Source organism: Flavobacterium gossypii, assembly GCF_014138495.1.
Classification (GTDB): Bacteria; Bacteroidota; Bacteroidia; order Flavobacteriales; family Flavobacteriaceae; genus Flavobacterium; species Flavobacterium endophyticum.
In genome coordinates, this window is record NZ_JACJIS010000001.1 from 235666 (window position 1) to 250408 (window position 14743).

At 41.1% G+C, this 14743-nt stretch carries 13 protein-coding genes; 10 read left to right on the forward strand and 3 right to left on the reverse strand.

Annotated elements, in window-relative coordinates:
- Positions 1-1164 (reverse strand): THUMP domain-containing class I SAM-dependent RNA methyltransferase, encoded by a 1164-nt coding sequence (locus GGR22_RS01110; RefSeq protein ID WP_182492232.1) that lies wholly within the window; start codon positions 1162-1164, stop codon positions 1-3.
- An 82-nt stretch (positions 1165-1246) separates the two neighbouring features.
- On the opposite strand from GGR22_RS01110, the gene GGR22_RS01115 reads away from it, so the two are divergent.
- The 10 genes from GGR22_RS01115 to GGR22_RS01160 all read left to right on the forward strand — a co-directional run bounded on the left by GGR22_RS01115 (position 1247) and on the right by GGR22_RS01160 (position 10038).
- Positions 1247-1978: a class I SAM-dependent DNA methyltransferase gene (locus GGR22_RS01115; protein ID WP_182492233.1), complete on the forward strand. Its 732-nt coding sequence runs from the start codon at positions 1247-1249 to the stop codon at positions 1976-1978.
- Positions 1979-2030: 52 nt separating this feature from the next.
- Complete coding sequence (locus GGR22_RS01120) at positions 2031-2732, forward strand: ZIP family metal transporter (protein WP_182493493.1); 702 nt, start codon at positions 2031-2033, stop codon at positions 2730-2732.
- Between the two features lie 86 nt (positions 2733-2818).
- Complete coding sequence (gene murQ / locus GGR22_RS01125) at positions 2819-3631, forward strand: N-acetylmuramic acid 6-phosphate etherase (protein ID WP_182492234.1); 813 nt, start codon at positions 2819-2821, stop codon at positions 3629-3631.
- 3 nt (positions 3632-3634) lie between these two features.
- On the forward strand, positions 3635-3859 hold the full coding sequence (locus GGR22_RS01130) for a DUF6095 family protein (RefSeq protein WP_182492235.1): 225 nt from the start codon (positions 3635-3637) through the stop codon (positions 3857-3859).
- Positions 3856-4428: a pentapeptide repeat-containing protein gene (locus tag GGR22_RS01135; protein WP_182492236.1), complete on the forward strand. Its 573-nt coding sequence runs from the start codon at positions 3856-3858 to the stop codon at positions 4426-4428. Before GGR22_RS01130 ends, GGR22_RS01135 begins: the two co-directional genes overlap by 4 nt.
- Position 4429: 1 nt before the next feature.
- Positions 4430-5011: a DUF1572 family protein gene (locus tag GGR22_RS01140; protein ID WP_121374571.1), complete on the forward strand. Its 582-nt coding sequence runs from the start codon at positions 4430-4432 to the stop codon at positions 5009-5011.
- The gene (locus GGR22_RS01145; protein WP_121374572.1) at positions 5012-5392 is read left to right on the forward strand and encodes a DNA topoisomerase IV; all 381 of its coding nucleotides are present in this window, start codon (positions 5012-5014) and stop codon (positions 5390-5392) included.
- Positions 5393-5400: 8 nt separating this feature from the next.
- A complete protein-coding gene (locus tag GGR22_RS01150; RefSeq protein WP_121374573.1) occupies positions 5401-6177 on the forward strand; it encodes a TerC family protein in 777 nt (258 codons plus the stop codon).
- A 524-nt stretch (positions 6178-6701) separates the two neighbouring features.
- Complete coding sequence (locus GGR22_RS01155; RefSeq protein ID WP_121374574.1) at positions 6702-8183, forward strand: PhoX family protein; 1482 nt, start codon at positions 6702-6704, stop codon at positions 8181-8183.
- Positions 8184-8253: 70 nt separating this feature from the next.
- Positions 8254-10038, forward strand: a complete 1785-nt coding sequence (locus tag GGR22_RS01160) for a cytochrome-c peroxidase (RefSeq protein ID WP_182492237.1) — start codon at positions 8254-8256, stop codon at positions 10036-10038.
- A 40-nt stretch (positions 10039-10078) separates the two neighbouring features.
- Here GGR22_RS01160 and GGR22_RS01165 read toward each other — a convergent pair whose 3' ends face one another.
- Both GGR22_RS01165 and GGR22_RS01170 read right to left on the reverse strand, forming a co-directional pair.
- Positions 10079-12727, reverse strand: coding sequence for a DNA gyrase/topoisomerase IV subunit A (locus tag GGR22_RS01165; protein WP_182492238.1), 2649 nt, complete (start codon positions 12725-12727; stop codon positions 10079-10081).
- Positions 12728-12772: 45 nt separating this feature from the next.
- On the reverse strand, positions 12773-14626 hold the full coding sequence (locus GGR22_RS01170) for a DNA topoisomerase IV subunit B (RefSeq protein WP_121374577.1): 1854 nt from the start codon (positions 14624-14626) through the stop codon (positions 12773-12775).
- Between the last annotated feature and the right edge of the window lie 117 nt (positions 14627-14743).

Consider the following 14743-nt stretch of genomic DNA (forward strand, 5'->3'; position numbering starts at 1 on the left):
TTATGAAGTAGGCGGCGCGAATTTGGCTCTTTTACTACCCTCATACATTTCATATTTTACCAATCGTGCTTCCAGGCTTCCGTTAAAAAGCTTGATTTTTCTTGACGGTTTTAGCCCCACAAACTTCAAAGCTTCGAGATTTGCGGTGATAAACCAAGCATTTGTACCCGGATAATTCTGTTTTAGGGTATCGCCAATATTTTTATAAAAACTTTCCATCTCGATATCTAAACGTTCACCATAAGGCGGATTGAAAACCATATGCAGCGGGCCTTGTGTCGTTTTTTCGGTATCGAAGAAATTCTTTTCTGCGATAGAAACATATTCGTCTAAATTGGCATTTCTTATGTTGTCTTTTGCTTTTGAAACCGCCGAAGGCGCTTTATCATAACCTTGAATCGTATAATGGAATTCCTTTATCTTTTTCATCAGCGAATCGATAATCTGGTCGAAAAGCTCATTGTCCCAATCCTTCCATTTCTCAAAAGCAAATTCTTTTCTGTTTAGGTTGGCCGGAATATTGCAGGCAATCATTGCGGCTTCCGCCAAGATGGTTCCCGAACCGCACATCGGGTCTAGAAAATGTCCTTGTCCGTCCCAACCAGAAAGCAACAGCATTCCCGCAGCCAGAACTTCATTGATAGGCGCTATATTGGTCGCTGTCCTGTAGCCTCTTTGGTGAAGCGAATTTCCAGAAGTATCTAAAGCAACCGAAATCTGGTCTTTATCAATATGAATATTGATTCTCAAATCAGGGTAATCCTTATCAACACTCGGTCTTGCTCCTGTCTTATTTCTAAATTGGTCCACAATCGCATCTTTGCTTTTCTGAGAAACGAATTGCGAATGCTTGAAGTAGTCTGAATGTACCGTCGTATCGATTACAAAAGTCTGGTTAGAGTTCATATACTGCGACCAATCGATTCCCGAAATTCCTTTGTACAAGCCTTGCTCGTTTGTAGCTCTGAAATAGTAAATCGGCTTCAAGATTTTCAAGGCAGTTCGCAGCGAAAGATTGGCTTTATACATAAATCCTTTATCACCGACAAAACTCACCATCCTCACGCCTTGTTCTACGTCTTGCGCTCCTAAAATCTGCAATTCTTTTGCTAATATTTCTTCAAAGCCAAAAAAGGTCTTGGCTATCATTTTAAAATTTTCCATATGGATTTTACCCTCTAAAATGGGCACTACTTATAGTTATATTCTGCAAAAATACACTAAATTTGTGGCTTAAATAAATACGATGCAAAAAGAAAAAAATACTTGGTTTGCCTCTTGGTTCGACACTCCATATTACCACATACTCTACAAAGACCGAGATTATGAAGAAGCCCAAGTGTTTATGGACAATATCACGAATTATCTCAATCTTCCTGAAGACGCAAAAATATTAGACCTTGCCTGCGGAAAAGGCCGCCATTCGGTCTATCTCAACCAGCTTGGATACGATGTCACGGGTGCTGACTTATCTGAAAACAGCATTGCCGAAGCCTCTAAATCTTCAAATGCTAAATTGCATTTTACGGTTCACGACATGAGGGTTTCGTTTGATGAGAAATTCGACGCCATTTTCAATCTGTTTACCAGCTTTGGCTATTTCGAAAACGACGAAGACAACCTTACGACTTTAAAAGCCATAAAAGAAAGCTTGTCTGAATATGGTTTTGCCGTCATCGATTTTATGAACGTGCATCACGTTATCCAAAATCTGGTTCCGGAAGAAACCAAAACCGTAGAAGGCATCGATTTTAAGATTAAACGCTATGTAAAGGACGGCCATATCTTCAAAGAAATTGATTTTGAGGACAAAGGCGAGAAATTCCATTTCGTAGAAAAAGTCCAAGCCCTGACACTAGAGGATTTTGAAGAGATGATGGAAGAAGCGGGTATTTTCCTCCTAGATACTTTCGGGGATTATAAATTAAAAAAATTCTACAAGCACGAAAGCGAACGATTGATAATGGTTTTCAAATAATTTAGATCGAACCACCACTACTAAATTTCTAAGTGTCACTATGAATAACATTTTGCCTTATATACTGCCCCTGCTTTCCGTTTTAATCGGCTATGCCATCGCATTATTCCTAAAACCAAAGAAAAAGACCAACCTGAAACTATTGATGGCTTTTAGCGGATCATTCCTGCTTTCCATTACGGTGATGCACCTGCTCCCCGAAGTATATGAAGCCGAGCATCATGCCCATCACGACCACGGTCATGAGCATTCTAATGTTATAGGGATTTTTATCATGCTCGGAATCTTATTCCAGATTATCTTAGAGTTCTTCTCAAAAGGAGCGGAACACGGACACGTTCACGGCCATGAAGAAATCCACAAAATGCCTTGGCTTCTATTTATCAGCCTTTGCATTCATGCATTGTTAGAAGGTTTTCCTGTAAGCCATCACCATGACCTGGCATTAGGAATAGCCATACACCACTTGCCGATTGCCATAATCCTGACTTCTTTTTTCGTCAATGCAAACCTCAACAAGACGGCTATTTTGCTATTTATGATTGCCTTTGCAATAATGACGCCTTTAGGAACCGTGCTTTCAGAATACCTTCCCTTCTTGACTGCTTATTATACCGAAATTACTGCAGTCGTAATCGGAATATTATTCCATATTTCGTCTACGATTATTTTTGAAAGCAGCGAAGGGCATAAATTCAATCTTGCTAAGCTGTCGATGATTGCGATTGGAATTGTAGTGGCTTATTTTATATAAGATCAAGCTAAATTCAAAGCCTAGCCTCCTGCTTTAGTAGGCAAAACTTTGTAACTTTGAAACTAATTCACTTTGCACTTTAAAAAATGAGCTTCATAAAAACCACAGAGCAATCTTCAAAATACGAGCACTTAGAAAAAATGCCTATTGCAGAGCTGCTTCAAAACATCAATAACGAAGACAAGACCGTTCCGCTTGCCGTTGAAAAGGCACTGCCGCAGATTGAAAAATTGGTTGAAAAAGTAGTCGAAAAGATGAAAAACGGTGGCCGATTATTCTACATCGGAGCCGGAACTTCTGGACGATTAGGAATCGTCGATGCTTCTGAATGTCCGCCGACATTTGGCGTTCAATTTGATTGGGTCATCGGAATTATTGCTGGAGGCGACACTGCCATCCGAAAAGCAGTAGAATTTGCAGAAGACGATAAAGAACAAGCTTGGAAAGATCTGCAAGAGTGGAATATTACTGAAAAAGATATTGTTATCGGAATCGCTGCTTCGGGAACTACGCCTTATGTTATCGGAGGCCTGCAGAAATGCAATGAAAATAACATCGCCACAGGAAGCATTTCCTGCAATGCCGGAAGTCCGCTGTCACAGACATCTAACTTTCCGATTGACGTGGTGGTCGGACCCGAATTCGTAACCGGAAGCTCCCGAATGAAAGCCGGAACCGCCCAGAAATTAGTCCTAAACATGATCTCGACGGCAACGATGATCCAGCTCGGAAAAGTCAAAGGCAACAAGATGGTCGATATGCAATTGAGCAATCACAAACTAGTAGGGCGAGCTGTAGGAATGATCATGGAAGAACTTTCCATATCAGAAGATGAAGCAAAATCATTACTCGAAAAATACAAGAACGTCAGAAATTCTATAGAGAATTATAAAAAGTAACCTATGAATACTGATAAAAAAATACTCCAAAAAGGAATCTTATACCTTTCCATCGCAATGCCCTTGCTTTTTCTAGGTCCTGTCATCATCCACAGTGCTTTTAAAAACCAAAGCCATCCGTGGTATGTAGTTGTTTTGGGCTTTGGTATTTTAGCCTGTTTGGGAGCCATGATGATGATGTTTTTAGGTATCCGAAAAATCATGAACAGCCTATTCAAGAAGCGATGAAAGAAACGATTCACATAGGCAAGACGTTTACCAAAGTAATCCATACCGAAGAATCGGTTACCCATCGGGAATTTGAAAACTGTACTTTTATAGACTGCGACTTCTACGGCAGCAACTTTTCGCAAAGCCAATTTTTAGACTGTACTTTTAAAGGCTGTAACCTTTCGATGATAAAGCTGAATGCGACAAGCCTAAAAAACGTCGAATTTGAGGAATGTAAAATGATGGGCATTGCCTTTGAATATTGCGATGATTTCCTATTCGAAGTAAAGTTTAAAGACTGCATGTTAGATTTTTGTTCTTTTGCGAACAAGAAAATGCAGAAGACTAAATTTTCAACTTCGTCCATGCAGGAAGTCAATTTCTCCGGTACCAACCTCACCAAAGCTGTTTTTGATGATATAAATCTAAACGGTGCCTTGTTTGACAAATCCATCCTAATGGAAGCTGATCTGTCAAAAGCCTATAACTTTTCGATCGATCCCGAATTAAATTCAATAAAAAAAGCAAAGTTTTCGCTGAAAGATGCGGGCGGCTTATTAGAAAAACACAACTTAAAACTCGTTTGATATGGAAGCAAATTCTCATTTTTTAGAAAGTGCCAAAAAGCAGTTTTTGTACTACAAGACACTAGGCGAAAAAGCAATACATCAATTAGAAGACGAACAGCTTTTTGTAGCGCTAAACGAAGATACCAACAGCATTGCCACAATCGTAAAGCACCTGCATGGCAACATGCTTTCGCGCTGGACCGATTTTCTTACTTCAGATGGAGAAAAAGACTGGCGCAAGCGAGATGATGAATTTGTAGATACCTACCAATCTAAAGAAGAACTGCTAGAAAAATGGAACGAGGCGTGGGACTGCCTTTTTAATGCGCTAAACCCATTACAGCCGGAACAGCTTACCGATATCATCTATATCCGAAATGAAGGCCATACCGTCGTAGAAGCAATCAACAGGCAGCTGGCACATTATCCGTATCATATCGGACAGATTGTCTTTTATGCCAAGCTATTAAAAAAGACCGAATGGGACAGCCTTTCTATACCAAAAAACAAATCGGGAGATTATAACGCTGCCAAATTTTCAAAAGAAAAGTCCATTAAAAATTTTACCGACGACGAACTAAAAGGCTTAAACTCTAAATAAATGAAAAAAATACTCCCTTTCGCATTACTTTCACTAGGACTGTTGTCCTCATGTTATACGGTAGAACGCAACTGCAAAGACTTTAAAACTGGAGAATTTGAATTTGCATACGAAGTCAATGGTGTAAAAAAAACATCTCATTTTGTAAGAAACGATACGTTGGAAATTGATACATTTGAGGGAAAGACCGACAGTTCCTCTGTCCGATGGATTAACGATTGCGAATATGTCTTGGAAAAAATAAATCCGAAGAATATGGCCGAAAAGCAAGCAATCCACATGAAAATTTTGAGTACAACCGAAAATTCTTATACATTTGAGTTTTCAAAATTAGGAGACGTAAACAAACAAAAAGGAACAGTAACCAAAATCAATAAATAAACATCAAAATGGAAGTATTTTTAAATCCGGACGCTTGGATCGCTTTGCTAACCCTTACCTTTCTGGAAATCATCTTGGGTATCGACAACATCATCTTTATTTCGATTGTAACCGGAAAATTGCCTGTTGAGGACCGCAAAAAAGCCACAAGAATAGGTTTGTTCTTGGCCATGTTTATGAGAATCGGATTGCTTTTCGGAATCACGCTTCTTATCGCCATGAAAGCGCCGTTGTTTTCTTTTGATTTTGGATGGTTTAGTGCCGATATTACCGGACAAGCCCTAATCTTATTACTCGGAGGATTGTTCTTGATTTATAAGAGTACCAAAGAAATACACGAAAAAGTAGACCACAAAGGCGAAGAAGAAAAAAGCTTGGGCAGCGCTGCTAAAAAATCATTCTCCAACGTTATCCTTCAAATCTTGCTGATTGACTTGATTTTCTCGGTTGATTCCATCCTAACAGCTGTCGGAATGACCAACGGCCTAGAAGGTGCCTTATATATTATGATTACGGCTGTAGTTATCTCTGTCGGAGTCATGATGCTTTTTGCAGTTCCTGTTGGAAATTTTGTCAATGCCAACCCATCCATCCAGATTTTAGGATTGGCTTTCTTGATCCTTATCGGTTTTATGCTGATTACAGAAAGCATGCACCTATCTGGCGCACAATTGGCCGGACAGCACGTAGGTGCCGTTCCAAAAGGTTATTTGTACTTTGCCATTGCCTTCTCGCTTGCGGTAGAATTTATCAATATGAAAATGCGCAAGAGAGCTTCTAAATAAGCTTACAGTACATACTATATAAAACGCTTCCAGATTGGGAGCGTTTTTTTTTGAGCAGTATCTGTCTTACTTCTATCCTAGCTCACTAAAAATGACGCTCCAAACCCCACGCTTGACGTTCAATCATCTGCCATTGGCGTTGTAAGTCCCGCGTACGGGGTTCTTAACTCCAGGCGACACGTTAGTAACCCTAAAACTGGCGTTCGCGACCCCAATTTTGGCGTCCTGAGATTGGATTTTGAGGTTCGGAACGCCAAGCGCGGGTGTCGCGACGTCAAACACGGATGATAGAACGTGTCGGACGGGGTATTTTCATACGTTGGCGAACGTTTTTATCGGGCTCGCGGGTGTTTTTCATAAGCTTGGAGATGAATTAGGTACTTATACCCTTTCATGCACATAAAATAACATTCCGTTGGTTTAAAAAACAATTCCTTTACGTTTAAATATACTTTTAAAAATCATTCCTTAATTTAATGTTAACGTCTCATAAATAGCTTTGTGCCAAACAAAAAACCAACAAAATGAGACAACTAAAAACAAAAAACTTCGCTTTATTGGCGACATTGAGCCTTGTGATGGCAAGCTGCCAGAACGATGACAATTCTAACGGAACTCCCGTAAACAAGGACATTGATTTTACATCGCATTCCTCAATACCGCCTTTCGTTTTTCCGATGGCCGGATTTGAAGACATGCAGATCAGCACCTTGATCACGAGTGCCGACCAGCTTTCACAATCGCCAACCTTCGTCTATGGCGCACAGCCGGATGGTGCCGGATTGATGAAAAATCCTTCTGGAGAAGGCTACATCTTGATTTCCAACCACGAAATCCTACAGGCGGTTTCTAGAGTATACCTAGACAAGACGTTCAAGCCTGTCAAAGGAGAATATATTGTTGACGGTGTTGGAGGTATGACGCGTTTGTGTTCTGCAACATTGGCTGTTCCAGAAATCCACGGATTTGGACCGATATTCTTGACGGCTGGAGAAAGCGGCGAAGAAAGCATGGTTCACGGTATCGACCCAATGGGACTTACGAACGACAGAAGCAGAACTGACCGAGTACTTCCTGCTTTAGGAAAAGCAAGTATGGAAAATGCCGTGCCGCTTCCAAAAGAAGCGTACCAAGGCAAAACTGTTATCTTGATAGGAGAAGACCAATCGTATGCTACGTCTCATGCCAGTGCCGGACAGCTAATCATGTACATGAGCAATACCGTAGGCGACCTGTCGAACGGAAAATTATATGCCTTAAAAAGAACGGACGGAAACCAAGTAGAAACGGCTATGACCTTAAACAATACGTATAATGTTTCGTTTGTTGAAATTCCGAATGCCAAAAACCTTACAGGTGCGGTAATCAACACGACGGTAAACAACTTAGGCGCTATCCGTTTTTCAAGAGTGGAAGACGTTGATTACAGAAAAGGCGGAGGCAGCAACAGCCGCGAAGTCTATTTTACAGCAACAGGTCAGGCGACATCAAACGCTCCTGTAGATGGCTATACGATGTGGGGACGTGTGTACCGATTAAAAATGGATGCCAACAACCCATTGGCTGGAACTCTTGAAGTAGTAGCCGAAGGCGACAGTACTCCGGGAACGGGATTAATCAATCCTGACAACCTTTGCGTTACCGAAAACTTCGTGTACATCCAAGAAGATGGCGACAGCTACTATGCTGCGGCACAACACGATTCGTATATCTGGCAATACAACATTGCTACTAAGCAAAACAAGCCTTGGCTGAACATGAACCATAAAAGAACGGATGCTGCTTGGAACTCTTTGTACAACCAGACAGGTGAAATGCGTTTCGGAAGCTGGGAATTTGGAGCCATGATTGATATTTCTGATGTCATCGGCGTTCCGGATACCTTCATGGTCAACGTACATCCGCACACTTGGCAGAAAGATGCTTTCCTAAATGCTGACGGAAGCGGCAGAAGCACAAACAAAGAAGGTGGCCAGACGGTAATCATCAGAAACGTACAGCGCTAATTTTCAATTTAGATATCCATAACTGACAACCCTTATCCTTCATAAGGGTTGTTGCTTTTATTCAAATTACATGAAATTGAAATACTTTGCCCTTCTCTCGCTAGTGCTTTCCTTGCTCCTTTCTAGCTGTAAAGAAGCCGTGCCTGAGAAAAACATAAAGCAGGAACTTTTGGTCGATCTTACAAAACTGAAAAATGAGATTATCCTTTTTCAAGAAATCGTGTTTAAGGAAGCTTCCCAAAAAGAAATCGTAGAGCAGTTTAAAAAATCCAGACTGCAATACAAAAGGATTGAATGGGCTGTGGAATATTTTGTACCAGAAACAGCACGATTCATGAACGGGCCAGCGTTGGACGAGATGGAATTGGAAGAAAACAAATTTTTCGTGCCTAACGGTTTTCAGGTTATCGAAGAACTCATCTATCCTGAATACAGTCCCGAAAACAAAAAAGAGGTCATCCGCGAGCTAGACATACTCCTCTCGAATGCCAAACAAGTAGAAGCTACTTTTGAAGCCATTACCATCAGCGACGATTATGTAGTAGATGCTGTGCAGCAAAATGTCTTTAGGATCTTGACGTTAGGAATTACGGGGTTTGATAGTCCGATACTCAACTCTTCCATCCCCGAAGCCAAACAAAGCCTGGCATTAGTACCGGAACTGCTTTTGCTTATCAATCCAAAAAGCAAGACTTTGACTGAACTACAGCAAATCGTTGCCAAAGCAAAGGCCTACTGCGATTCAAACCCTGATTTTAATACGTTCAATAGGGCTGACTTTATTACGCAATACCTAAATCCGATTTCCAGAAAACTAAGCGCTTTCCAGAAAGAAGAAAAGATACCTTTCGTTGAAAGAAATCGTCCGCTAAAAGCGACGGCTACGACTTTATTTGATGAAAATGCTTTCGACGTGGATGGATTTGTGGCTTCCAACGAATACAAATATTCTAAAGAAAAAGTGGCTTTGGGCGAGAAACTGTTCTATGACAAAACGCTATCCAAAAACAACGACAGAAGCTGTGCCACCTGCCATAATCCAGAAAAAGCATTTACCGACGGATTGAAGACCAATATTTCTTTAAAAGGCAAGAACCTAAACCGCAATACGCCTACCCTCACCTATGCTTCGCTGCAAAATGCCCAGTTTTGGGACATGAGACAGCTCGACTTAGAAAAACAGAGCGTTGATGTTATTGAAAACGAAGACGAAATGCACGGGTCGCTGGCGGACATTCATTCCAAAGTTTCGGCAGCTACAGAATACCAAAAGCTATTCAAGAAAGCCTATCCGAAATCCGAAAAGTCAGAAGCCTGGCAGATCCAGAATGCCATTGCCAGCTATGTCCGTTCGCTCAATTCGTTTGATTCTAGGTTTGATTTGTACATGAGAGGCGATACAGCCAAGATGAACACCGAAGAACTTCAAGGCATGAATGTTTTTATGGGAAAGGCAAAATGCGCTACCTGCCACTTTACCCCTTTGTTTAACGGAACGGTGCCTCCGAATTTTGCAAAAACAGAACACGAAGTTATCGGTACGCCAGAAGATGCTTCCGGAAAACACCTGAGTGATGATACTGGAAGATATCTTTTCAACCAATTGCCACAGCTCAAAGGAGCCTTTAAGACACCGACGCTTCGCAATGTTGCGGTAACGGGGCCTTATATGCACAACGGCGCTTATAAAACGTTAGAGGAAATTGTAGAATTCTATGATTTGGGAGGCGGAACAGGATTAGGCCTTTCCGTAGAAAACCAGACGCTTCCGACGGACAAACTAAACTTGACGGCAGCAGAGAAAAAAGCCTTGGTTGCCTTTATGAAAACACTTACCGACAAAAGGTATGAATAACGAAAAACGGAATGCAATCGATTGCATTCCGTTTTTTATTTTAGTCTAAGCTTAACGTAATCTGTCCGTCGTCATCCAGCTGTATATCTCCTGAAATTTCGGTATCGCCAGACACTTCAATTTCTTCTGGGACTTCTTCTTCCGGAATTTCATACGGCAAAGGTTCCAACAGATTCACCTGTTTTAATTTATCGGCTGTCAATTGATTTCCGATTGCCTTTATTCCTTTCACGGCAATAAAGCTTTCTAAATCAACCGTCTGATTTTCTTTCTGAACACCTTTTACCTTGGCAAATACTACCTCCGCTACAGGGCGATAATCCGTTGCAACAATTTCTAATTGTGATTTCGGATGTTCTGTAATAAAGACTTCTTCTTTGTTTTCGTTTTCGATCAAGAAACGCTTTACATAATAGCGTTCTTTTTCGCCATCATAATAAATCGCAGAAATCGGTTTTTTAGGAATCCATTTTTCCAAAACAACCATATCTTCATCAAAATGCGTCGTCAGTTCCGGAATAATGGTTTTTAATTTTCCAGACTGATTGATAATCAGCAGCCTGTCATTTGGTCGGAATTCGCCTAACAGCTCGCCTCTTCCGTCTACATTTAGTTTCTGTACCGTATCGTCAAACCAGATTCTTCTTGGCTTTAAGGTCGAAATTCCTTTCTCCTTCAATTCGATTTTTTTGATTGGGTATTTGGTCACCAGATTTCCTTTAGAAGCCCTGCCTTTGATGGCCAGCGTCGCAAAATCAATATCGAATTTCAGTTTTTTGATGCTTCCGACTTGGCGCAATAAAATCGTAATGACTTCGGCCTCGCCATTCGGATTATGGGAGAAATACAGTACTTGCGAGCCTGCTTTTTCTTGGGTCAGGTCATACGCTTTATCACGTGTAATTCCAGAGACGTTGAAACGTTTGATATAAGAAGGCCCGGATTTACCATCGCGGTAGATCATGTTATAAATCGTGCGCTTGTCGTTTTTATCGAAAATAGCGACATGGATAATATCTTTTCCAACGAACTTTTTGTCATCGACTTTAGAAACCATCATGGTTCCGTTTCGAAGAAAAACAATAACATCATCAATATCGGAACAATCGGTAACGTATTCGTCTTTTTTCAAGCCGGTTCCGATAAAGCCTTCTTCCCTATTTACATAGAGTTTCGTATTTCTCAGCACTACTTTTGTCGCTTCGATATCATCAAAAATTCGGAGTTCGGTCTGGCGTTCTCTTCCCTTTCCGTATTTCTCTTTTAGCTTTGTAAAAAAGGCAATGGCAAAATCAATAATATGCTCTAAATCGTATTTTACTTGCTCGATGTCGCCTTCCAGAGCTTCGATCTTTTCTTGTGCTTTGTCAATATCAAACTTAGAGATTCTCTTGATTCGGATTTCTGTCAAACGGACAATATCTTCTTCGGTTACGGCACGTTTCAAATGCTGTACATACGGTTTTAGTCCTTCATCGATGGCTTTGATAACGCCTTCCCACGTTTCTTCTTCCTCAATCAAGCGGTAGATTCTTTTTTCAATGAAAATACGTTCCAAAGAAAGGAAATGCCATTGTTCTTCTAATTCGTCAAGCTGGATTTCCAACTCGCGTTTCAGCAAATCAACAGTTCTGTGTGTCGATATTTTCAACATATCAGAAACACCGATAAACAAAGGCTTATGGTTCTCGATGACGCAACCTAACGGCGCTACAGACGTTTCGCAGGCTGTAAAAGCAAACAGCGCATCAATCGTCTTATCAGGAGAAACCCCTGGAAAAAGATGAATCAGGATTTCTACCTCAGCGGCGGTATTGTCTTCAATTTTTTTGATCTTGATTTTCCCTTTTTCGTTTGCTTTCAGGATACTTTCAATCAACGTCGACGTATTCGTGCTGAACGGAATCTGGGTAATCACCAACGTCTGCTTGTCCAATTGCCCGATTTTAGCACGAACGCGGACACGTCCGCCACGCATACCATCGTTATAATTAGAAACATCGGCAATACCCGCAGTCGGAAAATCAGGGTATAGTGTAAAAGGTTTTCCTTTTAATATTTTTATGGAACTATCAATCAGCTCATTAAAGTTGTGCGGTAGTACTTTTGTGGAAAGTCCGACGGCAATACCTTCGGCACCTTGCGCTAATAATAGTGGAAATTTTACGGGAAGATTGATCGGCTCGTTGCGTCTTCCGTCATAAGAAGCCTGCCACGATGTAATCTTTGGCGAATACAAAACGTCATGCCCAAACTTGCTGATTCGTGCTTCGATATAACGAGAAGCTGCGGCACTATCTCCAGTAAGGATGTTACCCCAGTTACCCTGCATGTCGATAATCAAGTCCTTCTGTCCGATCTGTACCATGGCATCGCCGATACTCGCGTCACCGTGAGGATGGTACTGCATGGTATGCCCGACAATATTCGCTACTTTATTGTAACGACCATCATCCAACTCTTTCATGGAGTGCATGATCCTGCGCTGTACAGGCTTGAAACCATCTTCGATAGCAGGAACGGCACGTTCAAGGATTACGTAGGAAGCATAATCCAAAAACCAATCCTTGTACATTCCGGTTACCTTAGTAATGGTATCCTGGCTGTCTTCTTCTTGGTTGTCGTAAAAATGCTGTCCTGTTCCTTCTGGCTGACCTTCTATTGGCTCTAAATTCTCTTCTTCGTCCATTTATTCAAGTTCGTTCCTTAAATTATTTCGATTATAAATTGTATTCTATTTTTCCACCACATCCAATTCCACCTTCAAGTTGTTGATAATGAACTCCTGCCTGTCTGGCGTATTTTTGCCCATGTAAAACGACAAGAGCTGTTCGATAGAGGTGAGCTTGTCCAACATAATCGGGTCTAAACGGATATCATCTCCTATAAAATGCTTGAACTCATCAGGAGAAATCTCTCCCAAACCTTTAAATCGCGTGATTTCTGGCTTCGGTTTTAGCTTTTCGATGGCGTTTACGCGTTCTTCTTCGGAATAGCAGTAAATCGTTTCCTTTCTGTTTCTAACCCTAAACAAAGGCGTCTGCAAAATATACAAATGCCCTTCTTTGATTAATTCTGGGAAAAACTGCAGGAAGAAGGTAATCAGCAACAATCGGATGTGCATTCCGTCGACATCAGCATCGGTTGCGATTACGATATTGTTGTAACGCAGGTCGCCCATATCTTCTTCAATATTCAAAGCCGCTTGGAGCAGGTTGAATTCTTCGTTTTCGTAGACAATCTTTTTGCTCATGCCATACGAATTCAGCGGTTTTCCACGCAAGCTGAAAACGGCTTGGGTATTAACGTCACGCGATTTCGTAATGGAACCAGAAGCCGAATCTCCCTCGGTGATAAAAAGCGTGCTTTCTAAGCTTCTTGGGTTTTTAGAATCGGTCAAGTGTACGCGGCAGTCGCGTAATTTTTTATTGTGAAGACTGGCTTTTTTAGCGCGGTCTTTGGCTAATTTTCGGATTCCAGATAATTCTTTTCTTTCACGCTCCGCCTGCAAAATCTTGCGTAAAAGCAATTCGGCCGTTTCTGGATTTTTGTGAAGGAAATTATCTAATTTATTTTTAACGAAATCATTGATAAACGTACGAACCGATGGCAAGTCCGGCCCCATATCTGTCGAACCTAACTTTGTTTTGGTCTGCGATTCGAAAACAGGCTCCATCACTTTGACACTAATGGCGCTGACAATTGATTTTCGTACATCTGAAGGTTCAAAACCTTTGTTGTAGAATTCACGAATCGTTTTTACGAGCGCTTCGCGGAAGGCAACCAAATGGGTTCCTCCTTGCGTCGTATTCTGACCGTTCACGAAGGAATGGTATTCTTCAGAATATTGTGATTTGCTATGCGTAAGGGCTACTTCGATATCATCTCCTAGCAGATGGATGATCGGATAGACCATATCGTCTTCGGCAATATTTTCTTCTAATAAATCCTTAAGTCCGTTATCGGAATAAAATTTTTCGCCATTGTAAATTATCGTCAAGCCCGTATTCAGGTAGCAATAATTTTTCAGCATTTTCAGGATATATTCGTTCCTGAATTTATAGTTCTTGAAAATGGCTTCGTCTGGAATAAAGGTAACTTTCGTTCCTTTTCGCTTTGTGGTATCGATTACATCTTCTTCAAGCACTAAATTACCTGCCGAAAATTCGGCGGCTTTCTGTTTGTCTTCACGAACAGATTCTACCCTAAAATAATTGGATAAGGCGTTTACCGCTTTCGTACCGACACCATTCAGACCGACCGATTTCTTAAAAGCAAGCGAGTCGTATTTACCACCCGTATTCATTTTCGAGACCACATCGACTACTTTTCCAAGTGGAATTCCACGGCCGTAATCGCGTACGGAAACCGTCTTGTCCTTGATAGTCACCTCGATAGTTTTTCCGGCGCCCATAACGAACTCATCGATACAGTTGTCTAAAACCTCTTTTAATAAAATATAGATACCATCATCTGGTGAAGAACCGTCTCCTAATTTCCCGATATACATTCCCGGACGCATTCGGATGTGCTCTTTCCAGTCGAGAGAACGGATATTGTCTTCGGTATACTGATTTTGTTCTGACATTTGAAAATTATGGATTTTGTGCTAATATACAGTATCGACAAGAAAAATGAAAGTCTTGCAGGGTAAAGTTATCAATAGAATATTGACAAAGGAATTGGGGATTTGTGATGGAAGATT